The organism is Nitrosomonas sp. HPC101 (genome assembly GCF_009833125.1).
GTDB lineage: Bacteria > Pseudomonadota > Gammaproteobacteria > Burkholderiales > Nitrosomonadaceae > Nitrosomonas.
This window is the reverse complement of sequence record NZ_QRCC01000014.1, coordinates 38,679-64,133: the sequence shown is the minus strand read 5'-3', so window position 1 is coordinate 64,133 and position 25,455 is coordinate 38,679. Positions and strand designations below refer to the sequence as shown.

The following is a 25,455-nucleotide window of genomic DNA, read 5'->3' as shown; positions in this document are numbered from 1 at the left end:
TTCATCCTTGTCATAATGTCTTTCTATCCCGTCATACTCTGGACAGATGCGCTGATTTACCTGCTGGTGGCAGCAGGTATCATGCTTGGTATGTATGCCAGACGCCATGAACATATGCTGGCTTCCTGGCGTAAGGTTGTGCGTAGTGCCAGTGGAATGTCTGCACTGACCATTCTGTTATGCTTCACTCTGATCGGTTTGCTCGATACGATCCATTTTCGCCCGGTTCTGGAACAATCCCATACCGAAAAAAATATCTACAGCGCAGAAGTTCTCAGTCTGCTTGATCTGCTGGCCGCACCATTGCGATCACAGGTGGAAAAAACCTACTCCGCTCCCTTGTCCGCTTATCTTTACGCCAAACAAATGGTGATCACCGCCGAAGGAGAGCAGATATGGGACTTTGCCCGACTTACCTTTGGGGGTGCGCACCTGAACGATCCGGAAACAGAGCTGACCAGTGATGTTTTATGGCGATCTGTTTCAGGTGCAGGTGCAGGATTGTTGATCTGGGTGGGGTTGGTTTTTAGCTTGGGTCGTATACAGGCGAGACATTACCACATCTCATTTTTCCGTATGCAAACCGCCATATGGCACGCCACAACCGAAATTCCCTGGCGTGCCATCCTGATGACACTGGCCATCATTCTGGTCATTGGCGGCGCAACTGTGGCGCTCACCACGCACTATCATGTGCTGGGAACAGATAAGGTGGGTCAGGATGTATTGTATTTATCCCTCAAAAGCATCCGGACGGGGCTTGTCATCGGAACGCTGACAACCTTGATCATGCTGCCGTTTGCCCTGCTGCTGGGTATTGCCGCAGGGTACTTTCGCGGCTGGATCGATGATGTTATCCAGTACGTTTACACCACACTCAGCTCCATTCCCAGCGTGTTGCTGATTGCGGCTGCCGTACTGATGCTGCAGGTCTATATCGAAACCCACGCCGATATGCTTGATACAACCGCTGCGCGCGCTGATTTGCGCCTGCTGTTTCTTTGTATCATTCTGGGCATTACCAGCTGGACAGGCCTATGCAGATTGTTGCGTGGCGAGACATTGAAGCTGCGTGAAATGGAATACATCCAGGCAGCACACGCCTTTGGTGTATCTCATTGGCGCATCATCTCTCGTCATATACTGCCCAATGTCATTCACATTGTACTGATTACCACCGTGATGGATTTCAGCAGTCTGGTGCTGGCCGAGGCGGTTCTTTCCTATGTCGGTGTAGGTGTGGATCCATCCACCATCAGTTTTGGAACAATGATCAATGCTTCCAGGCTGGAAATGGCGCGCGAACCCATGGTCTGGTGGATATTATTCGCGGCTTTTACCTTCATGCTTGCGCTGGTGCTGAGCGCGAATCTTTTTTCGGATGCGATACAAAACGCATTCAATCCACATAGCCAAGTCTTCACCGGTAATTCAGACAGATTCCTCAAGAATCAGAACCAAACAGAGGAAAAAACACCCTCAGACAGAAGCGCATCGCGTACATGACCGCATTACTTGAAATCAATGCGCTCAGGGTACAACTGCGCACCGATCGGCAACCGATACGCGCTGTAGACGGATTATCACTTGTCATTCATCCGGGTGAAACGTTTGCACTACTGGGAGAATCAGGCTGCGGAAAATCCATGACCGCGCTATCTGTGATGCGCCTGTTGCCGGAAGCCGGAGAAATCACGCATGGCAGCATCCGTCTGAATGGGGATGAACTGCTGATTCTGCCGGAATCCACCATGCGCAAGGTGCGCGGTAACCGCATTGGTATGATTTTCCAGGAACCGATGTTGAGTCTGAATCCGGTCATGACCACCGGTGCACAAATTGAAGAAGTGCTGTTACAACATTTCAGTCTGCGTGGCGCAGCGATCCAGGCACGCATTCTGGAGCTCATGCGTCAAGTCGGTATTCCAGACCCGGCGCGTCGTATAAAGGAATATCCGTTTCAGTTCTCGGGCGGCATGAAACAGCGCGTCATGATTGCGATGGCACTGGCAAGCAAGCCAGAGCTGCTGATTGCGGATGAACCGACAACTGCACTGGATGTTACTATCCAGGCGCAGGTACTGGATCTCATGCGCAATCTGCAACAGCAGGAAAACATGGCCATTCTTCTGATCACGCATGATCTGGGTGTAGTGGCAGAAATGGCACAGCGTATCGCTGTAATGTATGCTGGAGAAATCATTGAAACTACGGATCGGGAACGTTTCTTTCAATCACCGGCACATCCTTACGCTCACAAACTGTTTGCTGCGCTGCCAACCAGGAGAAAACGCAATCAGGAGCTGGTTGTCATTCAGGGAAGTGTGCCAGCGCTTTCACATGTTTTTACCGGTTGTCGTTTTGCCGATCGCTGTGATTATGCATGGGAAAAATGCCATCAGATCATTCCACCCTGGGTGGAAATTTCGCCACAGCATCATGTCCGATGCCATCTTTATCCAGAGCATTCCATAGAATCATTGTTCAGTCGCACGTACGTAACAGCCGATAATCTTTCAGTCAGTGCTCAAATTGCTGAGCGAAATACAGATACCCCTCTGCTGCAGGTGAAGCATCTGAAAATACACTTCCCGGTATACAAGGGGGTGTTCAAGCGGATAGCAGGACATGTCAAAGCAGTCGATGGCATATCACTACAAATTGGCAGCGGCAGAACGCTGGCACTGGTAGGAGAATCCGGTTGCGGTAAAACCACGGCAGGGAAAGGCATCATGCAACTCATTCCGGTAACATCAGGCAGTATCCGCGTGCGGGATGAAGTGTTGTCCAAACTGAACCGTAAGCAGCTACTGAAAAAACGCGCTGAATTCCAGATTATTTTTCAGGACCCTTATTCGTCGCTTAATCCGCGCATGCGCATCGTCGATATAATCAAAGAAGGCATGCAGGCACTCGGCCGGAATCCGGATAAAATCACCACCAGTGAAAACAATCAGCATGATGTCGATACCCTGCTGAGGCAGGTAGGGTTGCCAACGGAAGCCAAATGGCGCTATCCGCATGAATTTTCTGGTGGTCAACGTCAACGGATTGCCATCGCACGTGCGCTGGCAGTCAACCCGCAATTACTGATTTGTGATGAACCAACCAGCGCGCTGGATGTTTCCGTACAGGCACAGATACTCAATTTGCTGAAAACACTGCAACAGGAGCGCAAGCTTGCCTATCTGCTGATCACGCATAACATCGCTGTCGTGGATTATCTCGCGGATGACGTCGCCATTATGTATCTGGGCAGAATCGTGGAAAATGGGCGCACTGAAGAAGTGCTGGATAATCCGAAACATCCCTATACTCAGGCATTACTATCCGCTGTGCCCATGTATGAACCGGGTACCCGGCGTGAAGTCATACGTTTACAGGGGGAACCGCCTTCACCAGCCAATGTACCGCGGGGCTGCTACTTTCATCCACGCTGTCCGCATGTCATGCCGATCTGCCGGGAAGTTTATCCGCCGGTCAGCCGCTTCAGCGCAACCCACACCACACATTGCCATCTCTATCACCCAGTTTCTCAGGAGCCACAGGATCTTCAATGACGATCGACCATGAAGTGAAGCGTCGTCGGACGTTTGCTATTATTTCCCACCCGGATGCCGGTAAAACTACCCTCACGGAAAAATTACTGCTGTTTGCCGGTGCCATTCATATCGCAGGAAGCGTCAAGGCACGCAAAGCCAGCCGCCATGCTACTTCTGACTGGATGGAAATCGAAAAACAGCGCGGTATTTCCGTTGCCAGCTCTGTCATGCAGATGGAGTACCGCGATTGCGTGATCAATCTGCTGGATACCCCTGGTCACCAGGATTTTTCCGAAGACACTTATCGGGTGCTGACTGCTGTCGATGCTGCACTCATGGTCATTGATGCGGCTAACGGTGTGGAATCACAAACCTTGCGTCTGCTGCAGGTATGCCGCGCCCGTAATACGCCGATCATTACTTTCGTTAACAAACTGGATCGTGAGGTACGCGAGCCACTCGATCTGATCGATGAAATCGAGCGTACACTCGGCATGGATGTGACCCCGTTCACCTGGCCGGTGGGTTCGGGCAAACGCTTTCACGGTGTATATGATCTGCGCCATAAATTGATGCGTGTTTTTCAGCCTGGCATGGATCATGCCGAACAGACAGATACGACCATCATCACTGACCTGAGCGATCCAACGGTTATAAAACGCTTCGGAACAAATCTGGAACAAGCGCAACAGGAAATTGACCTGATCAATGGTGCTGCACCGGAATTTGATCAGGCAGTATTTCTCGCCGGACAACAGACACCGGTATTTTTCGGTTCCGCCATTAATAATTTTGGCGTACAGGAAGTGCTCGATACGCTGGTTGAACTGGCACCTTCACCAGGACCGCGCCAAGCCATTCAGCGCGAAATTCAACCCACCGAAAAGAAATTTTCCGGCGTGGTTTTCAAAATTCAGGCTAACATGAATCCCGCTCACCGGGATCGCATCGCCTTCGTGCGGATCTGTTCGGGTGAATTCAGGCGTGGCATGAATCTCAAGGTGGTGCGCAGTGGAAAAGATGTGCGCACCAGTACGGTCGTTTCTTTTCTTTCACAACGGCGCGAGTTACTGGAAACTGCCTATGCGGGCGATATCATCGGCATCCCCAACCATGGAACGCTGCAGTTAGCCGATACCCTGACCGAAGGAGATCAACTGCAATTTACCGGGTTGCCTTTTTTTGCACCGGAGATTTTTCAGACCGTTGAAATCGCCGATCCATTACGCAGCAAGCAGCTCAAACTGGGATTGACTCAGCTGGGAGAAGAAGGGGCTATCCAGGTATTCCGCCCCCACATTGGCAGCATGCTGCTGCTGGGTGCAGTGGGTACGTTACAGTTTGAAGTCGTCACCCATCGCCTTAAACATGAATACGGTGTCGAAGCGCGTATTGCCCCGGCCAAATATCAATTGGCACGATGGGTCACTGCGGAAACACCCCGGGAGTTGCAGCGTTTCATCGACGCTAATGCGCACCGTATCGCCTACGATGCGGTGGATGCTCCCACCTTTCTGGCTTCTTTTTCTGCCGAAATCAGTGTGGCTGAAGAAAACTGGCCCGACATCCGCTTCCATAAAATGCGGGAACATGCCGGCCTGATGTTTCAAACAGCATGATGACTAAGGAATTTTCAAAAAACGTTGTTGAGGTAGTCAATTCAAGGCAGAGATTGGTAAAAAAGCATTTATACGGGATAAATGTGCATTTTGAACCAACCTTTAATGCGGAGATGGCTTTAAGAAACCTCTGATTAAATCCCACACGGCCACATACTGTGTTTTGCAGATGGAATGCAGGACAAGTCGAGCAGTGAATGGTTGGCCTTTCACAACGAACTCAACACCGCAGTTCATCTGCAAAACCAGTCTCCAAAGGGCTGCGAAAAAATCATGCGCTCGCTGTGTCACACTCCTTGGCATCGTAGGATAGTTACGGCCTTCGTTGTGCTGCTTGTAATCATCATGATTTTCCTGCCGATTAGAATTAGATGTAGTAATTCAGATTTCTTCTGACAATTCTTTCCTGATCATCTTCTCTGTCGTAATTTCGGGGAACTTTTCCAGGTCTTTTAAATGAATCATTTCTCTCCATGCAGTTCAGCTCCGCCCAGCTGATTGAATGTTATTCACGCTGTCACAAAACAGTCACATAAAGGTAAAGGAACTGTCATTTCATTTCAGTATGCTGCTGCTTTTTGATCATAACCCAACAAGGAGCATGCCTTGAACTTCGCAAAACTTATATTACCGGCGGCGATTGCACTGGTCTCAACAGCCTACAGCAGCGCTGCTTTTACGATCGATCTTTATGTGGATGAAAAAACCAAGCAGATCTTTGCCGAGCCTGGGCCAGAGCGCATGCCCTTGGGGACGTATGAAAAAATTGACCCCGTGAAGGAACCCGTCAAGGAAGCAGAAAATCAATTCACATTGGATAAAAACGGGCTGCAATTTGAATCAGCAGACAAGAATTTTAAGTTCAAGCTTGGTGGTCGAATACATTTGGATTATACCCATAGCAGCGATGATGACTTTTTTGACTCAAAAGGGACTCCCGTTCAGGCTAACGACGGAACAGAGTTGCGCAGGGGGCGGATGGAATTTTCAGGGACTATGTTCAAGGACTGGAAATTTAAAACCCAAGTTGATTTCGCCGATAATAAAGTAGGTGTCAAAGATATGTTTGTTTCGTACACGGGACTGAGTCTGGCACATATCACCCTGGGCCACCAGAAACAGGCTTTCAGCCGAGAGCTGCTGGAAAGTTCCAACGATCTCATGTTTATGGAAAGGTCTCTGATGAACGTGCTGAACGCACCCGTCGTGGATCGTGCCATTGGATTGAATGTGGCACGGCAGGAAAAAAACTGGACTGCGCAGATTGGGCTGTATGGCGAGTCGATCGACGCCAACAAACACAGTTTGGATGAAAGCTGGGGAACCAGTGCTCGTGCGACGTTTGCACCAATCAATGAAGAGACGAGGATTATCCATCTGGGTGTGGCGGGAAACTATCGTGAGCCAAGTGGCAATGAAGGGACATTCGGAGGCGTCACCGGCACGAAGTTTAGCTATGAAACCGCACATATGACCGATCTTTTCCCAATTAATCGCACCGTACACGATATTAAGGATGTCAAGATGCTGGGCCTGGAGGCCAGCGGCGTCTATGGTCCGTTCAGCGCTGGAGGCGAATATACGCACAGCTGGATCGGACGCAAGAATGGTGTAGATTCACTGAGCTTCAACGGTTGGTACGGAGAAGCCGCATGGACGCTTACCGGCGAATCGCGCAAATACAAGGATGGAAAATTTTACAAAGTGGAACCCAGAAAAAACTTCAGCTTATCTAATGGCGGATGGGGCGCTTGGGAATTAGCGGTGCGAGTTGGCGGACTAGACATGAATGACGGTGCTTTCAAGGGGGGTGAAATGAAAAACTTTACTGCTGCCCTTAACTGGTACGTTAACAGTAATATTCGTTTCATGTTCAATTATGACAGGATACTGGATATCAAGGATTCTCCGCTGGTAACAGCCAGTGGCGGCAAACCGGATGGCCTCAACACCTTTATGTTCCGGAGCCAAGTAATGTTCTGATTCTCGTCAAGTGTAGAACGTAACATCAGCAATATTCTGTTTCCAGCATGCTGCTGACGCACTAAAAAACGTTGGTGATCAAGCGATCTGCTGCCTACGCGGCAGATCGACTACCAAGACCATGCCTGTGTAGATACTCCTGAAAATCCTGTTTGTCTCTCTGACCGCAGACCATTATCGAGCTTCCGGGTAACCCGTAACTTAAAGGGTATCCATGACACGCACTCAAATTTCCGCTACCGCTTCCAGGGTCCTTTTCGCCAGCCAACCTATAGCAGCCGATTATGGTCCTGCAACCTGCGCCCAATTCAAGGCAGTTATTCGCACCAGGCAAAATGATGTACGATGAAAACGGTCAATTGTTCAACGAAGTCTTTCCCCACAGCTACGCAATGAAAAATGTGGCATTCAAGGACTGTAAACAGGTTCGTGCGGAACAGTCCGCAGCTTCCTGTAACACCAATATATCAGTGTAATCCACCGCATGATTACTCTGCGCAAATCTGAGGAATGCGGTCGGTCAACACATGGCGGCTGGCTGCAAAGCGCCCATAGCTTTTCCTTCGGGGACTACTTCGAATCAAGTACCAGGGCCATGGCAACCTGCTCGTCATCAATGACGACACGGTGGCCGGTGGCCGCGGTTTTGGTACCCATGGCCATCGCGACATGGAGATCATCAGCTACGTCCTGGAGAGAGAACTGGCACACAAGGACAGCATGGGCAACGGGGAGGCAAGCGCTATAAACAGCGGCGTTATCCGCCCCGGCGATGTGCAGCGCATGAGTGCGGGTACTGGCGTCATGCATAGTGAGTTTAACAACCTGAAAGATCGCAGCACGCGCTTTCTTCAAATCTGGATCAAGCCAAAGTTCATAGGTATTTGACCTGGCTACGAGCAGAAGCACTTCGATCAGGAACAACGCCGTGGCAAGCTGGTTTTGATCGCTTCGCACACTGGTGAAAACGGTTCCGTTAGTATGAATGCGGACGCTGCCATCTTCGCCGGCTTGTTTGATAATGCCGAAACGACGACCCGGAAATTGAATACAGGTCGCCTGATCTATGTGCATCTGGCTCGCGGCAAACTAACTGTCAATGGGCACGACCTGAAAGAAGGTGATGGTGCGTTATTGGAAGATGAAACAGAATTGCGTCTGACAAATGGGCATAAAGCTGAAGTGTTGGTGTTCGACCTTGTAAAGATGTAAACGGAAAACATCCAACTTAATCTTCTCAATCGTTCTATATATGAAATTACAAGAGTTGAATAAGGTGTTGTTCGACCCGAGCGACGCTGTTGTTTTGCTGCTTGATCATCAGACAGGACTCTTTCAGATCGTCAATGACGTCCCTGTAAGTGTATTGCGAGCGAATACGGTGGCACTTGCCAAGATTGCCGAGCAGGCCATAATCCCAATTATCTACACTGCGTCGGAACCCGATGGCCCTAATGGACCGATCATGGAAGAGTTGCCCGGTGCAGCACGCAAGTTTTTGCCAGGGACAACAAGCTGAGTCGAGATGAGGTACTGAGCCTTTTCACTATTGGCAGCGCGTGATTCTCTCAGGAAGAGGAGATCTTGTTGCTGGAATCGGTGCTTACAGCCACCGGCGGCAATATTGTCCATGTGTCTCAAGAGTTTACGCAGTATGCACCTGCTGCCCTGCTCTCTGTCAGCCCGGCATGGTCCCCCGCGGTGTCTTTTGAGGCCATGCTCAAGAGTGATGGTACTCTACTGGAGGAAACGAGATGGACGAACGGTCTGGCCAATGAACTGAAAAGCAGTCTGGGGATGTTAGATGATCAGCGATGTGCTGCGGAGTAGGAGAGAGAGTCGAAATGAGCCAATATCAGATTGCTGTTGTGACTGGAAGCCTTCGCTGGGATCATTCAACCAGCAAACTGGCTGATGCTCTGATAAAACTTGGCTCACTGGAATTCGCATTCAGACCATGCGCATGGATGGGTATCTCAGGACGCTGTGAATGTCGATGAGCAAAGCGGTTTTCGAGGGGGCTAGGTGCTCTTGCTGGGCAATATGAGTACCTGCCGTCTTTCCTTTGCTTGACAAGCTGGTGGCGCCGTTCATCCTGAAATGCATTGCCATGTTTAGAATGGCAAAGTGCGTACGCACGAGCCTGGCCATTGCGTTGCTGGCAGCTATGATGCCTGCGGCCGATTATAAATCCTTGCGATTCGAGGAAGACTGGGGGTGAATCTGTAACGAAGTCGGCCCCAAGTGCTGGCGCCTCAGCGAGGCCGTGACCTTGACCTTTGGTGGTGACGCGCGAGTACGCGCGCAGGGCTACTGGCCAGACAATTTCGGGATCGGGAGCGGCAATGATGGTTATACCCTGTTCCGGGGTCTTGCGCATGGTGACGTGCGGGTCGGGAAACACATCCAGATGTTCGTGCAATTTGGGGCGTACGACGAAATCAGTCGATCCGGGGGACCCGTCAGCACGGATCAGAGTCTCCCTGACTTGCAACAAGGTTTCCTCGCATGGAATGGCGAGAAGCTTTCCCTTCGCGCCGGCCGGCAGGAAATGACGCTGGGTACTTCCCGTCTGATCGCGGCACGGGATAGTCCCAATATTCGTCGCGCCTTCGACGGTGTACGCGCCATCTGGAAACAGGAATCGACTCGGGTAGACGTATTCGCCTTTCGCCCGGTTCTCAATAAATCTGGTGCCTTTGACGACACCTGGGATAAATCCGAGAGCCTATTAGGTGTGTATGCCACTCTGGCCCCTGCACGGTTGGCTCCCTTCAAGGCTGATCTTTACTGGTTTGGCTATAAAAGGGATGAGGCCATTTTTGCAGCAGCTGAAGGACGGGAATCCCGGCATTCGTTCGGTACGCGGCTTTTTGGTTCCATAAAGGGCTGGGACTGGAATGCCGAAGCTGTACTTCAGACCGGCCATATTGGCGATCGGTCCATCTTTGCCTGGACGATCGCGTCTGACACCGGTTTTACGTTCGATGGCGTTCCCTGGTCGCCCAGGCTCGGCCTGAAAGCGAATATCGCCAGCGGTGACGGAAATCCCGCAGACGGCAAGCTTCGTACTTTTAATCTGCTCTATCCCAATACCACCTACTTCAGTGAAGCGTCACTGCTCTCGCCAGCCAATATCATGGACCTGCAACCGACCTTGACGCTCAGGCCCGTCCGCGGGCTAACATTTGTTCTGAGTTGGAATTTTCTGTGGAAACACCAGAAAGAAGATGCGGTATACACTTCCTCACCCCCAGTGATACCTGAAACAATCGGAACCGGCAGGTATATCGGGGATCAGATCAAACTGGAAGGAAGTTACCGTCTCAACCCGCAATGGGAAGTCCGCGCTGCCGCGGTCCATTTTCGGGTGGGCAGCGCCCTGACCCAGGCGGGCGGCACCGATGTGAGCTTTCTCATGACCAGTCTGGCGTTTCGCTGGTAAACGCTGATAGAGCAAGTGATCTGCCCCGATTATGCCGACAGTAACTGTATAAAGATTTGATTGAATCAAGAAGATTGACGAGGAAATTGGAGAAGGAGCGTATGCTCGATCTGGCAGAGATTTCGAAGACTGCTTCGACAGGGAACAGCGGCGCAGAATGGCTTTCTCGAACTCAGTACGAGGCACAGGCTTCATGTTTTTCTTGAGAGGAGTGATGCGTTGAATGTCTTGCCGGGCCAGTGTCTCAGTAAGCCGGTGAGAAATGTAGCCCTTAGCGGCAACCAACTGGCCGAACAACCCCTGGCAGAGGTCAGGTATGGACTACGGACGTCGACATTGCTCGCAGTGAGCCGCAGACGGATCAGCACCTTTGGAGTTGATAATAGCGTGGAGCTTGAATCCGTAGACAGCCCATCGAGGTTTTTCCGCGTCTGGCACGGTCTGCAAAAAACAGATGGCCGGCGATTCACCGCGAGCCAGAAACGCTCGCGTATCAGGTTCTGTCGATCTCGTTCCACGGTGGCTAGTGAATTCCACCGCTGGCCACGCCGATCTAGTAACAGGATTTCTCCAATCCAGTACTAACTGCTAAAACAGGTTACTTACATCGTTATGTGGCGATTTCTTATCAATATCCAGCACAGGTAACCAGTGTCCCCCTATGGCTTGGATCAACGCGACGGCTGCTGCCTGTTGATTGATTACTGCCTGGATTTGCGCTTGCTGGGCGTTTAATGCTGTGGTCTGTGCAATAATTACCTGAGAATAATCAACCATTCCGCTCAGGTACTGGTTGTTGATGATGGTCTTGGCATGGGCAGCCGCATCCGCTGCTTCCTTCTGGCTGTGTGTGACATCAGCGAGCACGCGTGTTGCAGCCAGATTATCCTCAACCTGTTGGAAAGCACTGAGGACGGTCTGTCGGTAAAGAGCAACGGTTTGATCAAACAGTGCTTTTGCCTGAAGGACTTGTCCCCGACGCGCACCAAAATCCAGTAAGGTTTCAACCCCACTTAAACCAAAAGACCACAGGCCGGTGGAAGCCTTGAAAAGCTGATCCATTACGCTGGTGGTTGTTCTGACGCCTGCCGTGAGCGTAACTTGTGGGAAATAAGCTGCACGTTGAATACCTATATTGGCATTGGCAGCAGCTACCCGGCGCTCGGCAGCAGCAATGTCGGGACGACGTTGCAGAAGTGTTGCCGGTAGTGTTGCTGGTACATCCGGTACAACGGGTTGCCAGGCTTCAGGCGTTAAAGTGAAGGTTGAGGGATTTTCTCCAGTTAATACAGCAATCGCATGCTCCAGTACTGCGCGCTGGCGATCAAGATCCTGTCGCAAGGCAAGTGCGTTACTCAGTGAGGTTTGTGCTTGAAAAACATCTGAACGTGCGACTACGCCGACTTCATACTTATTGGAAGCAATGCTGAGCGCACGTCGATAATCCTGAATAATCTGATCAAGCAGTGTGCGCTGGGCATCAATTCCGCGCAGCTGAATATAATTGGCAGCCAGTTCCCCCTGCGCAGACAGAGCGGCATTGATCAAATCCCCTTCACTGGCGGCTTCACCTGCTTCTGCCTGCGATACGGCATTGCTCAGTTTTCCCCAGAGATCCGGTTCCCAGCTTGCGCCAATGCCAAACATGTAATTGGATGAAGCAGAGAGCGCACCACCCGCGCCTGAAACGAAACCACCACTGCCGGATGAGGAGCCGACAAAAGGAGTCGAGCGGGATCGGCTGCCGGTCAGACTGATCAGAGGAAAAAGTGTAGCCCGTTGTGTAATAACGAGAGCACGCGCTGCCTGATAGGCGGCACGATAAGAGGCAACATTCTGATTCGTGACAATTACTTTGGATTCCAGCTCATTGAGAACGGGATCATTGAACAGTCGCCACCATTCTCCACGCGCGACTGCATCGGATGGTTCTGCCGCTGCCCAGCCGGGTGCTTCCTTATAGTTCACCGGCAGGGTAATGGCAGGTGAGTGATATTTCGGAGCCAGGTTACAGCCGGCTAGAAACAGAACAAATAGCAGCAGAACGGGTTTCATGCAGTACTCATTATTTAAAAAGGTACGGACGTATCATTGTGTCGGGTGAGATGTCGTTCGTAGGCTCCGCGTCGACGGAAGCGATCAAGTGTCAGATAGACGACAGGTGTAGTCAGCAATGTCAGAATCTGGCTGGCAACCAGCCCGCCAAAAATAGCGATACCCAGTGGTCGGCGCAGTTCTGAACCATCGCCAAAACCAAGAGCAAGTGGCAACGCACCCAACGCCGCTGCCAGTGTAGTCATCAGAATCGGGCGGAATCGCAGCAAAGAAGCTTCTCGCACAGCAGCAAGCGGACTTAACCCGCTGCGTTCTGCCTCCAGCGCAAAGTCGATAATCAGGATTGCGTTCTTTTTTACAATTCCTATCAGCAAAATAATCCCGATGAGGGCGATGATGTCAAACTGCCCGCCAGTTACCATTAGTGCAATCATGGCACCGACCCCGGCTGAGGGGAGCGTGGAAAGTGTAGTGAGCGGATGGATCAGGCTTTCATACAGTATGCCCAGCACGACATAAATAGTAACCAGTGCAGCCAGAATCAGAAGCGGCATACTGGCCGTTGTTTCCTCAAAAACTCTGGCGGTTCCGCTGAATCCTCCATGGACAGTGGTGGGCAGAGCCAGGCTGGCCTGGACTTCTTCGATTTTACTGGCTGCTGCTCCGAGTGATTTTCCGGGAGGAAGATTGAAAGAAAGCGTGGCTGAGGGTTCGCCATCAGAATGGTTGATGGATGTACTGGCCGAACCGGTTGACCAGCGGGCAAAAGCAGAAAGTGGAACCATTGTTTTGGCTGTTGTACTGACTGCACTGCCAAGGGCAGTAGCCGAGCCACCACTGGCCGTGCCACCTGTGCTGGCGGAAGGGGCTTCTTCACTGGTTGTTGTCACTGGCAGGTAAATATTGTCGAGTGCATCCGGTGAATTGCGGAACGGGCTTGGAACTTCCATGACGATATAATACTGGTTAAGACCTGAATAGATGCGGGCGACCTGGCGTTGCCCAAAAGCATTATACAAAGCCCCATCAATAGACTGCATTGAAACTCCCAGACGAGCAGCGGTATCGCGATTTACTTCTACAAAAACACTAGAACCTGCATCCAGTTGGTCAATATCGACATCGACCAGCGTATCGCGATGCTGTTTCAGTGCATCCACCAGTTGCTGTCCGACAGTTCTCAGTGTCTCGGTATCATCCGCCTTCAAGACATACTGATAGGTGCTGGTAGTCTGACGTCCTCCAACCCGGAGATCCTGGGTTGGATTGAGGAAAACACTCATACCTTCAACCTGGCTCAGTTTGGGACGAAGACGGGCGATAACGACCGAAGCTGGCGGGCGCTGCAATCTGGGTTTGAGTGTTACATAAAGAAAACCGCTACCCGGGCGCCGTCCCCCCGAGACGGCAATGACAGCTGCCACCGCTGGATCATCTTTGACAGTATTGGCAACCTGGGTCAGTTTGTCTTGAAGTTTATCGAAAGAGATACTTTGATCAACCCGTATGCCCCCCATAATACCGCCCGTGTCCTGTCCTGGAAAAAATCCCTTGGGCGCAATCATAATGAGATAAATGTTGAGTACTACTGCACCTGCTAACAGCATCAGTACTGTTTTGCGGTGTGCGAGCGCCCAGTCGAGCACACCCTCATACCAGGCTTGCATCCAGTCGAAGCTGCGTTGTGCCAGGCGCATAATTTTTCCCTGATCTGTTTCTTTGCCAAGGCAGCGTGCAGCCAGCACGGGTGTGATGGTGAGTGAAACGATCAGACTGATGACGACTGCCACAGTCATGGTGAGCGAGAATTCCCTGAATAACCGTCCCACCAGCCCCCCCATAAAAATGAGTGGGACAAATACAGCAATCAGGCTGAGTGAAATGGAAAGGACGGTGAAGCCGACTTCACGTGCACCTGCCAGTGCGGCCTGGAAGGGTGCTACGCCCTTTTCGATGTGACGACTGATGTTCTCTACTACCACGATCGCATCATCCACAACAAAGCCGGTAGCAACCGTGAGTGCCATTAATGACAGATTATCAAGAGAGTAACCGGCAAGGTACATCACCGCGAAGGTGCCCAGCAATGAAGTGATCACAGCGGCTGCCGGAATCAGCGTAGCGCGCCAGCTTCTGAGGAACAGACTGACTACCAGTATTACAAGGAGCGTGGCGATCAGTAATGTGATTTCCACCTCATGCAGCGATGAGCGAATGGTAAGAGTACGATCCGAGACGATATCCAGATGGATATCGGGAGGCATGGTGGCGCGCAGGGCGGGAATTTGAGCTTTGAGTGCATCCACCACCTGAACAATATTGGCCCCGGGTTGACGTCTGATCAGAACGGGTATTGCCTTGCTGCCGTTATACAAACCCATGGTGTAGATATCTTCCGGGCCATCGACAACCTCGGCTACATCAGACAGCCGTACCGCGGCGCCATTGCGCCAGGCGATAACGATGTCGCGATAGTCAGCAGCCTGCAGTCCGGGTTGATTCAAATAAATCTGCCAGCTCTGATTACCGGAATCTACCGTACCACGCGGACGATTGGCGCTTTCTGACTGAAGGGCGGTACGAATATCTTCCAGCGTAATACCATAACGGGAAAGCGCCAGCGGATTGACTTCCACCCGTACCGCAGGTAAGGCAGCGCCACCCAGTTCGACATTCCCCACGCCCTGTACCTGCAGCAATCTTTGCTGAACGACGGTTGAAACCTGATCATAGATTTCGGATGGGTTACGCGTTGGGGAGCTGAGAACAAGAATCAGAATTGGTGATTCAGCCGGGTTGAATTTACGGTAACTGGGATTGGTTTTAAGTGTGGCGGGCAGATCAGCGCGCGAAGCATTAATTGCTGCCTGAACGTCGCGTGCCGCGCCGTCAATATCGCGAGACAGATCGAACTGCAATGTGATTTGAGTCGAACCGGTAGTGGAACTGGAAGTCATTTCGCTTATCCCGGCGATAAGACCAAGACGACGTTCCAGGGGAGAGGCCACACTCGATGCCATGGTAGATGGGCTGGCACCAGGAAGATTTGCCTCTACCATAATTGTTGGAAAATCAACCTGTGGTAACGCTGCTACCGGCAGCTTGAAAAATGCACTGATTCCGGCCAGTATCAAACCGAGCGTAAGCAGAAAGGTACCTACCGGACGGCGAATAAAGGGTGCGGAAATATTCACGAGACGTCATCCCGAATGGGGACGCGATTCGGCTGTTGTCTGCGTTCTTTCCAGTTTTCCAGCACGAGAAAAATAACCGGAGTCGTAAATAAAGTCAGTATTTGACTCAACAGCAGGCCACCCCCAATGGCAATACCCAGCGGCTGGCGTAACTCATGTCCGGTACCACCGCCGAAGATCAGCGGCAGTGCAGCAAACAAAGCAGCAAAGGTGGTCATCATAATCGGGCGAAAACGCAACAATGCAGCCTGGCGGATAGCATGATGACTGTCGGCCTGTTCATAGCGCATGGCATCAAGCGCAAAATCGATCATCATGATTGCGTTTTTTTTCACAATCCCGATCAGTAATACGATACCAATGATACCAATGACACCCAGCCCCGACCCCGTTAACCACAAACCCAGCAACGCACCGATTCCTGCCGGTGGCAGGGTGGACAGGATGGTGATCGGATGAATAAAACTTTCGTAAAGAACCCCCAGCACGATATAGACAACGCCAATGGCCGCCAGAATCAGCCACAATGTATTACCGAGAGAGGATTTAAACGCGCTGGCCGCGCCGGAGAAGCGGGTCGTCAGAGCGACAGGAATGCCAATTGTCTGTTCTGCCCGTTCGATCGCTTCCACTGCGCTTTCCAGTGAGACACCCGGCGCCGGATCAAAACCAATGATTGCTGCCGGGAATTGATCTTCCCGTGAGATAACCAGGGGCACCGCACCGGTGCGAATCGTTGCGAGCGTAGACAAGGGGATATTGGTTCCGTCAGGTAGTGGAATCTGCAGTATCCCCAGTGATTGCGGATCGGTAATGAATCCGGGCATTGCTTCCAGGATGACGCGATTCTGACTCGACTGAGTATAGATGGTGGAAATAATGCGCTGTCCAAACGCATCATACAGTGCGTTATCGATGGCAAGCACGCTGAGACCCAGACGGCTGGCGGTATCGCGATTGATATCAACCGTGACGGAACGACCGCCTGAAAACAGGCTGGAAGTGATATTACGTACGTGTGGATCTTTGTGAAGCACTGTCACCAGCTTTTCTCCCCACTGTGTAACCTGATTTTCATTCGCGCCCTGCAGGGAAAATCGATAGGTATTGATCCCAGTTGAGGTATCAATGGTCAGATCCTGTACGGGGCGGAAATGGACTTGCACACCCGCAATATTGGCGGTTGCCCGTTCAAGATTAAGCAATACCGATGCCAGGCTGGCGCGTTCCCCATGGGGCCTGAGATTGACGAGCATGCGTCCCTGGGAAAGCGCGGGGTTTTGTCCATCCACACCAATCGAGGAGCTGAGGCTGGCGACGGCTGGTTCGGTTAATAATGCGCGGGCCACCTGTTGTTGCAGTTCCGCCATGCGCTGAAAACCGATATCCTGTCTGACGGAAGTGGTGACGGCGATTTGTCCTGTATCCTGTTCCGGAAACAGATTTTTGGGGATCAATACATAGAGCAGGATGGTGATTACCAGCGTTGCGGCAAACACCAGCAATGTCAGCGTGCGGTGTGCCATGACCCAATCGAGTGCTGTGGCGTAATGCTTGGATAACCACTCGAACCACCGGTGCGTCAACTCTACAATGTAGTGTCCGCGTTCTTCCTCATGTGACCGCAGCCAACGGGCAGACAGCATCGGTACCAGTGTCAGTGCAATTACTGCTGACAGCAGGATGGTGACTGCCAGTGTGATGGCAAATTCTCGAAACAGACGACCGACCACATCTTCCATGAAAAGCAACGGAATCAACACGGCTACCAGGCTGATGGTCAGCGAAATGATAGTAAAGCCGATTTCGCCGGCACCTTTTAGCGCAGCCTCAAAGGGGCGCATCCCGTTTTCGATATGACGGGCGATATTCTCCAGCACAACGATGGCATCATCCACTACGAAACCGGAAGCAATCGTAAGCGCCATCAGCGTCAGATTATTAACGGAGAAATTGAGAAAATACATGGTGGTAAAGGCACCAATCAGGGAAAGGGGTACGGAGACACTGGCAATAACCGTTGCACGCACAGATCCCAGAAACAGGAAAATAACGAGCGTAACCAGAAAAACAGCGAGAATCAGTTCAAATTGCACATCTTTCACTGAGGCACGGATACCAGCAGTGCGATCAGTCAGCAATGTGACATGAACATCAGCAGGCAATTGCGCTTCGAGATCACGCACGACGGTCTTGATCATATCCACCGTGCTGATGACATTGGCGCCAGGTTGCCGTTGTACATCGAGAATGACGGCCGGAGTGTCATTCATCCAGGCTGCCAGGCGAACATTCTCGGTTGCCTCGATGACATTAGCGACATCACTTAACCGGATCGGCGCGCCACTGGCAAAACCGATGACGAGGTTGCGATAGCTGTCAGCATTTATCAGCTGGTCGTTGACATCAATTGTCCAGTTTTTGCTGTCGCCATTGATGTTGCCTTTGGCGGCATTCACATTGGCGTTATTAATCACAGTCCGCAAGCGCTCAAGTGATAAACCACGTGCGGCCAGCGCGGCGATATTGACCTGGATACGTATGGCCGGTCTTTGTCCGGACATCATGGAAACCAGACCCACGCCGGATATTTGCGAGATCTTGTTGGAAAATTGTCGCTCGATGATGCCCTGCACTTCGCCCGGGGGCCGGGTATCCGAGGTGATGCCCAGGCTCAGGATTGGTGCGTCTGCAGGATTGACTTTGGCATAAACAGGTGGCGTAGGGAGTGCGTTCGGAAGCAGCGTACTCGCTACATTGATCGCTGCCTGAACTTCCTGTTCGGCAATGTCGAGCGCAAGATCGAGACGAAATTGCAGGGTAATGACCGATACACCGGAAGAAGATGTGGAAGTCATACGCACGAGGCCGGGCATTTGTCCGAACTGCCTTTCCAGCGGGGAGGTAACAGTTAGCGCCATCACATCCGGGCTGGCCCCCGGATAAAGGGTGGTGACCTGGATGGTCGGAAAATCGACTTCCGGCAGGGAAGACAAGGGAAGAAAACGGTAAGCGATGAGGCCGCCCAACAGCAGCGTGATCATCAGCAGACTGGTCGCAACCGGACGAAAGATAAAAAGACGTGACGGCCCACCGGGAAGTGAGGCCATTGCTTTTTCTGTATCACTATTCATGAATGCTGATCTGCGGATTCAGATTAATGGGGATCGTCCTGATGCGATTTGTCATCATCCGGATTCCTGTTTTCCGTCAGGCGAACAGGCGAACCTTCTTCAAGCCCGTCTGCGCCATCGGTCACAACGATTGCCCCAGCTGCCAGACCGGATGTGATGGCAATCTGTCCATCAGCACTGGGGCCAATCGTTACCGGAGTCAACCTGACTGTATTGTCCGGCTGGACGACAAAGACGAAATCTCCCGGCACTCCGTGCCGAACGGCGCTGACGGGAACAGTGACAGCATCATGCAGTGTGGTGACAAGCAGGGAAATATTGACAAACTGACCCGGAAAGAGTGTGTTGTTTTCATTATCAAAACGTGCCTTGGCACGCACAGTGCCCGTTGTTGTGTCCACTTGATTATCGAAAGCCAGAAAACGTCCTTCGGCCAGTATCTTATTGTCGTTCTGATCCAGCGCTAGTACCAGCAGACCAGCACCACTATCGGCTTGGTGGCCAATGATGGAAAGCTGGGTTTGCGGCAGAAAAAAACTAACATCGATTGGATCGAGCTGGGTGATGACGACAATACCATTGGTATCGGATGGGGTCAGATAATTGCCGATATCCACCTGGCGGATACCAACTCGGCCATCAATGGGGGATTTGATCGCAGTATATTCAAGATTGAGCTCAGCTGTACCAATGGCTGCCCGGTCAGCCGCGACGGTTCCAGTTAACTGACGAACCAGTGCGCGCTGGGTATCAACTTGCTGGCTGGCGATAGAATCCTGACTCAGCAATGTTTCATAACGTGTGAGATCAAGCCTGGCGACTGCAAGCTGAGCCTCATCACGAGCCAGATCAGCTCTGGCCTGCGCCAGTGCCAGCCGATAGGGACGCGGATCGATCTGTGCGAGCATTTGTCCTGCCCGTATCATCTGGCCTTCCTGGAACATCAGCTTGAACAGTACACCGGAAAGTTGCGAACGAACTGTTGCCGTAACCAGAGGCTGTACCGTGCCAAGTGCCGTTGCCATTACGGGCATATCGGTACGGATAGCGGATGCAGTGCCAACAATTGCAGCGGGGCGGGTATGTGTGCTTCCGGCATTACGATCTATCAGACGATAGACCACGGGAGCAATAGCCGCCAGTATGAAAATAATGAGAAGCGTGTTGCGCAGCAAATGCTTGTTTGTGTGTTTTGAGGAAGCATCATCGATCTCGGAAATAACCTCATTTTTATTTTCTGTGGACATACGATTTTGTAAGGACTTCTAAAAATTTTTTTCAGGCGAGCCGTAGTGTTTACGGTGCCTATAAAAAAAGAGAGGTTTGTGCCACCCCTCTTTAAACAGCAGAGTAATGAAAAGTCTATCATTTTTCTCCCGAGATCCCTCAAACATCGTCCTGCCAGAAAGGAAGCCTGCTCGGATACGGATGATACATCCCGGATCGACTATACAAAACATGATTCGTTCGGCAGTGATGGCGCCTTCCCTGCGCTCTGCCGTTAATTAACAACCCAAATCTCTGTTTGTTTGCCGCATCGCTTTTCGGATGAGTGCGGATAATTTCGGTTCATCGAGAGGAATTCCGCTATGGCAGACGATAACGATCTTGAACGCACTGAACCGGCCTCACCTAGACAACGTTTGGGGAAAGCCAGAGAAGAAGGGCCGGTAGCACATTCACACGAGTTCACCACATTTACTGTATTGGTTGCCGCTTCTGGCAGCTTGTGGGTAATTGGTTCGATCATCATTCAGAAATTGTCTGCTGTTTTGGAAAGTGGCCTGCGGATAGAACAGGCGGTTGCCTTCAATTCAGCACTATTGCTGCCCCCCATGTTGAGCGGATGGCTGTTCAGCTCCAAGGCACTGTTCCCGGATTTTAAACGCCTCAACCCGGCCAATGGATTTAAAAGGATATTTTCATCACGCGGATTGATTGAACCGCTCAAGACAATCGTCAAGGCAGTCATCATTGGGGGTGTTGCCACCCATGATCTGGGATCACAAACAGGATGTACTCGATCTGATTGGTATGCCGCTGGATGCCGGGTTGACCAGCATGGGCCGATTGGTCAACCTGATCTTTCTGTTGATTGTCAGTGCCATGCTCCTTTTATGGTGTGAGTAACCTATGTATACAGAAGCGGGAATTATTGACAAAGACCAGTTTGTTACCGAATTTACACCGCTGGTCAAGCGGATTGCCTACCACATGATGGCCAGGCTGCCAGCCAGCGTTCAGGTTGATGATCTCATCCAGGCAGGCATGATTGGGCTGCTGGATGCCATTAATCGTTACGAGGGCTCCTACGGACGCCAGTTTGAAAGCTATGCTGCCCAGCGTATCCGTGGCTCAATTCTGGATGAACTGAGGGAAGCGGACTGGTTGCCACGCAGCCTGCGCCGAAAAATGCGTCAGATTGAAACGGCTATGCGTGCACTGGAGCAGCGTCTTGGCCGTCTACCCGGTGAACAGGAAATCGCAAATGAGCTCAACCTGCCACTGGCTGAATATCAGGAAATGCTGCAGGAAGCAGGTGGTGGACAATTGATCTATTACGAGGATTTTCAGGACGGTGAAGAAGATCATTTTCTCGATCACCTGTGTGGCAATCAAAGCAACGAGCCGCTGGATCAACTGCTGGAGAAAAATCTGAGGGAGTTGCTGGTCGCTGCCATCGAAAAACTGCCTGTCAAGGAAAAGCTGGTCATGGGCATGTATTACGAGCAGGAAATGAATCTGCGTGAAATCGGCAAAGTGCTGGGCGTTAGTGAATCACGCATCTGCCAGTTGCATACTCAGGCCATCTCTCGCTTGCGAACCCGTTTGCGGGATAAATAATGGGATACCTGCATATCAAACCAAACAAACAGGAATATGTTTTTTCCGAAAAAAGCGGAAAAATTTTCTGCTTACATCAATAGCTGGCCAGCCCGCGTTCGCGCCCCCAGACAACCGCAGCGCTTCGACGGTGAACGCCAATTTTGTCATATACTGCTGCAACATGGTTACGCACCGTATTGCGCGACAACTTCAATGCGGTCGCAATGTCGGCATCGCTTTTACCCTGACAGATCAGGTTCAGCACTTCTCTCTCTCTCGCCGTTAGAATCGAAAGCGCCGGCTTTGCGTTGGTTACTCCGGAATGACGCACTTGGGCCAGTTTTTCCATCACAGTCTGACTGAACCAGGATGCGTCCTGCATGACCGCATCAATGGCAGTAATCCATTCAACTTCAGTACGTTTGCGATCCGTGATGTCTTCAAATACACATAACACGCACGCATCATCATCAATTGTGACAGGCTCTGCCGAGATCAGTGTATCCAGCGTGATACTACCCGATCCACGCAGCGACACTTCGTGGTTGCGAATACTGCCTCCCTTATGCAGTTCATCGCGTATGACTTTCAGTATCCCCGCATCTTCCCACAAATCAATTTTAGCTGCGGCCTTACCCTGAATTTCCTTGCTACCGTATCCTGTAACGGATTCAAAAGCGGCGTTAACAGCAACCACGTGCCATGCTGGCTCGACACAAACCATCATCGGGGTCGGTACCAGGTCGAATGCCTTGAAAAAATCCTCTTCGCTGCGTTTCAGCAATTCCTTAGTCTGCTTGCATGTACTCAGATCGATAAAGGTAAACATCATGTACACTTCATCAGCAACCTCGATGGGCTGCCCGGCTACCACTACAGATTTGTCGTTTCCCCCCTGTACCCGCAAAACTGCCTCTTGTTGCGTAATGGGTTCACCTTGCTGCAGGGACTGGATGGCCTGTTCGCGATATTCAGCTTCGCGCAGCACATCCAGTTCATACAGTGATTTGTTAACGACCTGATCACTGTTATACCCCGTCATTTTCAGGAAACCACCGTTCACTTTGACATATCGGGTATCCGACAACCGGCACACCACCGCAGGTGCGGGATTGACTGCGAAAGCCCGCTCAAAGTGCTCTTCTGCACTGGCTTGTTCGGTCTCGTCCCGGATCAGAACGGCCACAGCCTCGACCGTATCATGCTCGCCTGTGAACGGCACACTGCGCATCACCAGCACACGACGAAAATCGGTGTCTTCCCGGCGTAAGGTCAGCTCCACCCTGACATTATCAAATTCCTCACCCGAGGCAGCACGCGCCACCGGATATTGTCTGGCAGTAAGTTTATGGTGATTCAGGTACATTAGCGCAAAGCGCTTATGGTACCGGGCAATAGTCGCACCGAGCTCTGCAAGCTGCTCACAACCATGCATGGCAAGTGCAGCCTTGTTGGCCCATGTAATCTTGCCATTCGGGTCGACCAGAAGAACGCCCTCAACCAGATGCGAGATAAGTTGCTGGAGCTGCTCTCGGCTGGTATCCGGCTCGTTCCGTGTCATATCCATATACATTCCTTCAAAGCAAATTTCTCTACCGGAGTCTGAGGTTTTACACTCAATCACGAAATGATAATGGTATAGAAGTACTATATCATTCAGTAAATTTGAGTCTTACGTGCCTGAATAGTGCCATGCTCTAATGAGCGCGGTTGATCGATAAAGGATCGCTGGTTATTCCGTGCAGGCATCCGGTAGTCACACGCGGCAAAAGTATGACAGGCAGGTAGCCTGATTAGAGGCACAGTTGACTTGTGCATGTGCCGAACACTACAGATCAACTCTACTTTCGATAAAACGGGACAAGGAGAACCATCATGAAAATCAAAATCTTGCTTTCTACCATTGCAGTAATGGCTATGTTGCCTTTCAATGCTGGTGTAGCAACAGCACAACAATATCCGGAAGCACCTCAATATCCGGAAGCACCTGCTGGTGGCAACGAATCTCCGGAGAGCAGTCAGCTATTAGGCGATACGTTGATTACAACCAAAGTCAAGGCGGAGCTGGCCATCACCGAAGATATCAAAAGTGGTGATATAGCAGTTCAGACAATCGATGGGGTCGTTATACTCACCGGGACGCAACCAAACGAAATGTTAATCAGAAAGGCCGAGGCAATCGCCATGAGCGTCCAGGGGGTCAAGAAAGTAGATAGCTCCGGGCTGGTAGTAAATACCACCACAGCTGATTAGGGAATCCCTTCAGAAGACTGGCAGGGGTTCGCTGCTGTGCGGAGGATAATCGTGTAATTTTCAGGATTACTTCGCTCGCCGACTGACAGCGTAGCCATAGGGTGTTGGCCAGGAAGGCTCTGTGCCAAGTTCATGTTCTGCTTTGAGCGCCCAGTACGGTTCCCGGAGCAATTCACGCCCGATGAATACCAGATCGGCGTCTCCGCCGGTTATGATCTCATCGGCATGGCGGGGTTCGGTGATCAGCCCGACTGCGCCGGTCATGATGTCTGCGTCATCACGGATTCTTCGTGCAAATGGAACCTGGTACCCTTTGCTTACCGGGACACGTGCTTTCGGCACCAGGGCGCCGGAGGAGACGTCGATGAGATCTACGCCAATATCTTTCAGATGCTGGCATAAAACCACCGATTGCTCGATATCCCAGCCTCCATCGGCCCAGTCGGTTGCTGATATGCGCACGAACAGCGGCAAGTCCTGAGGCAGCAACTGGCGCAGACACCTGGCGACCCGCAGCAGGAGGCGCATCCGGTTTTCCAGGCTCCCGCCGTAGCGATCTGTCCGATGGTTACTCAGGGGCGAGAGGAACTCATGCAACAGGTAGCCGTGAGCTGCATGAATCTCGATCATCTGGAATCCGGCCGCCAGGGCTCGGCGAGCAGCGGCCTCAAAGTTGGATACAATCTCATTGATACCGGCTTCATCAAGAGCGATCGGTACCGGATCACCCTCGTTGAACGGAATCGGGCTGGGACCGATAACAGGCCAGCCCCCTTTTTCGGGTGTCTTGAGACTGGCTCCCCCAATCCAGGGGGACTCACAACTGGCCTTCCGGCCGGCGTGGGCCAGTTGAATGCCGGCAATAGCTCCCTGGGAGCGAATGAACCGGGTGATACGTGCCAGCGGTTCGACATGTTGCTCACCCCAGATGCCCAGATCACCAGGAGCGATTCGGCCATCCCGGCTGACGGCCGTAGCTTCAACCACCACCAGCGCCACTCCGCCGACAGCCCGACTGCCAAGATGAACCAGATGCCAGTCATTGGCCACCCCCTCTTCTGCGACATACTGACACATAGGGGACATCACGATCCGGTTGCGAAGCGTGATTCCCCGGAGCGTCAGCGGACTGAGCAGATCGATTTCCGGGACTTCCCGGTCGTGCTCAGTACCAGCCGGACAGCCATGGTTTACAGTATGTGACGTTTGATCATCGGTTGAACGAGGCTCATTCATTGTGCGATCTCCGTATCAAGAAAATATAACAAGTTTCGCGATCTGATCTCGGGCATGCATCCTTACAAATACTTGGGATCGCAATAGAAGTTTTCGTGCAGCCTGCCCTCCCTGACCATACACTCAACGTGTGTTCTACACTAATACTCGATTATTGCTGGCAAGCGC

General features: G+C 51.6%; 18 protein-coding genes and 1 pseudogene. 12 read left to right on the top strand and 7 right to left on the bottom strand.

All coding sequences use genetic code 11. From position 1 onward, the window contains the following. Positions 1 to 15 precede the first annotated feature (15 nt). The 9 genes from ABO04_RS10185 (at position 16) to ABO04_RS10150 (ending at position 10,589) form a co-directional block, all read left to right on the top strand. A complete protein-coding gene (locus tag ABO04_RS10185) occupies positions 16 to 1,506 on the top strand; it encodes an ABC transporter permease (protein ID WP_160810562.1) in 1,491 nt (496 codons plus the stop codon). Continuing rightward, the gene (locus ABO04_RS10180) at positions 1,503 to 3,560 is read left to right on the top strand and encodes an ABC transporter ATP-binding protein (RefSeq protein WP_160810561.1); all 2,058 of its coding nucleotides are present in this window, start codon (positions 1,503 to 1,505) and stop codon (positions 3,558 to 3,560) included. Before ABO04_RS10185 ends, ABO04_RS10180 begins: the two co-directional genes overlap by 4 nt. After that, positions 3,557 to 5,161, top strand: coding sequence for a peptide chain release factor 3 (locus tag ABO04_RS10175; RefSeq protein WP_160810560.1), 1,605 nt, complete (start codon positions 3,557 to 3,559; stop codon positions 5,159 to 5,161). Before ABO04_RS10180 ends, ABO04_RS10175 begins: the two co-directional genes overlap by 4 nt. Before the next feature lie 606 nt (positions 5,162 to 5,767). Next, positions 5,768 to 7,144, top strand: coding sequence for a porin (locus tag ABO04_RS10170; protein ID WP_160810559.1), 1,377 nt, complete (start codon positions 5,768 to 5,770; stop codon positions 7,142 to 7,144). Positions 7,145 to 7,813: 669 nt separating this feature from the next. Beyond that, positions 7,814 to 8,032, top strand: coding sequence for a pirin family protein (locus tag ABO04_RS12335; protein ID WP_345853517.1), 219 nt, complete (start codon positions 7,814 to 7,816; stop codon positions 8,030 to 8,032). A 93-nt stretch (positions 8,033 to 8,125) separates the two neighbouring features. Next, positions 8,126 to 8,356 (top strand): hypothetical protein, encoded by a 231-nt coding sequence (locus ABO04_RS12330; protein ID WP_345853398.1) that lies wholly within the window; start codon positions 8,126 to 8,128, stop codon positions 8,354 to 8,356. A gap of 40 nt (positions 8,357 to 8,396) precedes the next feature. Continuing rightward, positions 8,397 to 8,663: a hypothetical protein gene (locus tag ABO04_RS10160; RefSeq protein WP_160810558.1), complete on the top strand. Its 267-nt coding sequence runs from the start codon at positions 8,397 to 8,399 to the stop codon at positions 8,661 to 8,663. An 80-nt stretch (positions 8,664 to 8,743) separates the two neighbouring features. Continuing rightward, complete coding sequence (locus ABO04_RS10155; protein WP_160810557.1) at positions 8,744 to 8,974, top strand: hypothetical protein; 231 nt, start codon at positions 8,744 to 8,746, stop codon at positions 8,972 to 8,974. Between the two features lie 436 nt (positions 8,975 to 9,410). Further along, positions 9,411 to 10,589 carry an alginate export family protein gene (locus ABO04_RS10150; RefSeq protein ID WP_160810556.1) on the top strand — a complete coding sequence of 393 codons (1,179 nt, stop codon included), beginning with the start codon at positions 9,411 to 9,413 and terminating at the stop codon, positions 10,587 to 10,589. Positions 10,590 to 10,656: 67 nt separating this feature from the next. Here ABO04_RS10150 and ABO04_RS10145 read toward each other — a convergent pair. From ABO04_RS10145 to ABO04_RS10125, 5 genes and pseudogenes are all read right to left on the bottom strand, one after another. After that, positions 10,657 to 11,064, bottom strand: a pseudogene (locus tag ABO04_RS10145) (transposase); the annotation flags it as partial. A 113-nt stretch (positions 11,065 to 11,177) separates the two neighbouring features. Beyond that, the gene (locus ABO04_RS10140; protein ID WP_160810555.1) at positions 11,178 to 12,644 is read right to left on the bottom strand and encodes an efflux transporter outer membrane subunit; all 1,467 of its coding nucleotides are present in this window, start codon (positions 12,642 to 12,644) and stop codon (positions 11,178 to 11,180) included. 14 nt (positions 12,645 to 12,658) lie between these two features. Further along, positions 12,659 to 15,838 carry an efflux RND transporter permease subunit gene (locus ABO04_RS10135; RefSeq protein WP_160810554.1) on the bottom strand — a complete coding sequence of 1,060 codons (3,180 nt, stop codon included), beginning with the start codon at positions 15,836 to 15,838 and terminating at the stop codon, positions 12,659 to 12,661. Then, positions 15,835 to 18,972, bottom strand: coding sequence for an efflux RND transporter permease subunit (locus tag ABO04_RS10130; protein ID WP_160810553.1), 3,138 nt, complete (start codon positions 18,970 to 18,972; stop codon positions 15,835 to 15,837). Before ABO04_RS10130 ends, ABO04_RS10135 begins: the two co-directional genes overlap by 4 nt. 23 nt (positions 18,973 to 18,995) lie before the next feature. Next, positions 18,996 to 20,219: an efflux RND transporter periplasmic adaptor subunit gene (locus tag ABO04_RS10125; protein ID WP_160810552.1), complete on the bottom strand. Its 1,224-nt coding sequence runs from the start codon at positions 20,217 to 20,219 to the stop codon at positions 18,996 to 18,998. 342 nt (positions 20,220 to 20,561) lie between these two features. Here ABO04_RS10125 and ABO04_RS10120 point away from each other — a divergent pair, with 342 nt between their 5' ends. Together ABO04_RS10120 and ABO04_RS10115 are read left to right on the top strand one after the other, a co-directional pair. After that, the gene (locus tag ABO04_RS10120) at positions 20,562 to 21,098 is read left to right on the top strand and encodes an EscU/YscU/HrcU family type III secretion system export apparatus switch protein (protein ID WP_240141520.1); all 537 of its coding nucleotides are present in this window, start codon (positions 20,562 to 20,564) and stop codon (positions 21,096 to 21,098) included. Between the two features lie 7 nt (positions 21,099 to 21,105). Continuing rightward, complete coding sequence (locus ABO04_RS10115) at positions 21,106 to 21,816, top strand: RNA polymerase sigma factor FliA (RefSeq protein ID WP_160810551.1); 711 nt, start codon at positions 21,106 to 21,108, stop codon at positions 21,814 to 21,816. Positions 21,817 to 21,892: 76 nt separating this feature from the next. Here ABO04_RS10115 and ABO04_RS10110 read toward each other — a convergent pair whose 3' ends face one another. After that, positions 21,893 to 23,365: a helix-turn-helix transcriptional regulator gene (locus tag ABO04_RS10110; RefSeq protein ID WP_205012783.1), complete on the bottom strand. Its 1,473-nt coding sequence runs from the start codon at positions 23,363 to 23,365 to the stop codon at positions 21,893 to 21,895. Between the two features lie 308 nt (positions 23,366 to 23,673). Between ABO04_RS10110 and ABO04_RS10105 the strand changes: the two genes are divergently transcribed. Next, on the top strand, positions 23,674 to 24,051 hold the full coding sequence (locus tag ABO04_RS10105) for a BON domain-containing protein (protein WP_160810550.1): 378 nt from the start codon (positions 23,674 to 23,676) through the stop codon (positions 24,049 to 24,051). A gap of 66 nt (positions 24,052 to 24,117) precedes the next feature. Here ABO04_RS10105 and ABO04_RS10100 read toward each other — a convergent pair whose 3' ends face one another. Continuing rightward, complete coding sequence (locus tag ABO04_RS10100; RefSeq protein ID WP_160810549.1) at positions 24,118 to 25,287, bottom strand: NADH:flavin oxidoreductase/NADH oxidase; 1,170 nt, start codon at positions 25,285 to 25,287, stop codon at positions 24,118 to 24,120. Positions 25,288 to 25,455: the final 168 nt, after the last annotated feature.

What these genes read in the sequence shown, in the direction of transcription:
- ABO04_RS10185 (WP_160810562.1), top strand. Translation starts at nt 16, where the DNA reads ATGTCTTTCTATCCCGTCATACTCTGGACAGATGCGCTGATTTACCTG.
- ABO04_RS10180 (WP_160810561.1), top strand. Translation starts at nt 1,503, where the DNA reads ATGACCGCATTACTTGAAATCAATGCGCTCAGGGTACAACTGCGCACC.
- ABO04_RS10175 (WP_160810560.1), top strand. Translation starts at nt 3,557, where the DNA reads ATGACGATCGACCATGAAGTGAAGCGTCGTCGGACGTTTGCTATTATT.
- ABO04_RS12335 (WP_345853517.1), top strand. Translation starts at nt 7,814, where the DNA reads ATGGAGATCATCAGCTACGTCCTGGAGAGAGAACTGGCACACAAGGAC.
- ABO04_RS12330 (WP_345853398.1), top strand. Translation starts at nt 8,126, where the DNA reads ATGAATGCGGACGCTGCCATCTTCGCCGGCTTGTTTGATAATGCCGAA.
- ABO04_RS10160 (WP_160810558.1), top strand. Translation starts at nt 8,397, where the DNA reads ATGAAATTACAAGAGTTGAATAAGGTGTTGTTCGACCCGAGCGACGCT.
- ABO04_RS10140 (WP_160810555.1), bottom strand. Translation starts at nt 12,644, where the DNA reads ATGAAACCCGTTCTGCTGCTATTTGTTCTGTTTCTAGCCGGCTGTAAC.
- ABO04_RS10130 (WP_160810553.1), bottom strand. Translation starts at nt 18,972, where the DNA reads ATGAATAGTGATACAGAAAAAGCAATGGCCTCACTTCCCGGTGGGCCG.
- ABO04_RS10125 (WP_160810552.1), bottom strand. Translation starts at nt 20,219, where the DNA reads ATGTCCACAGAAAATAAAAATGAGGTTATTTCCGAGATCGATGATGCT.
- ABO04_RS10120 (WP_240141520.1), top strand. Translation starts at nt 20,562, where the DNA reads ATGGCAGACGATAACGATCTTGAACGCACTGAACCGGCCTCACCTAGA.
- ABO04_RS10115 (WP_160810551.1), top strand. Translation starts at nt 21,106, where the DNA reads ATGTATACAGAAGCGGGAATTATTGACAAAGACCAGTTTGTTACCGAA.
- ABO04_RS10110 (WP_205012783.1), bottom strand. Translation starts at nt 23,365, where the DNA reads ATGGATATGACACGGAACGAGCCGGATACCAGCCGAGAGCAGCTCCAG.
- ABO04_RS10105 (WP_160810550.1), top strand. Translation starts at nt 23,674, where the DNA reads ATGAAAATCAAAATCTTGCTTTCTACCATTGCAGTAATGGCTATGTTG.
- ABO04_RS10100 (WP_160810549.1), bottom strand. Translation starts at nt 25,287, where the DNA reads ATGAATGAGCCTCGTTCAACCGATGATCAAACGTCACATACTGTAAAC.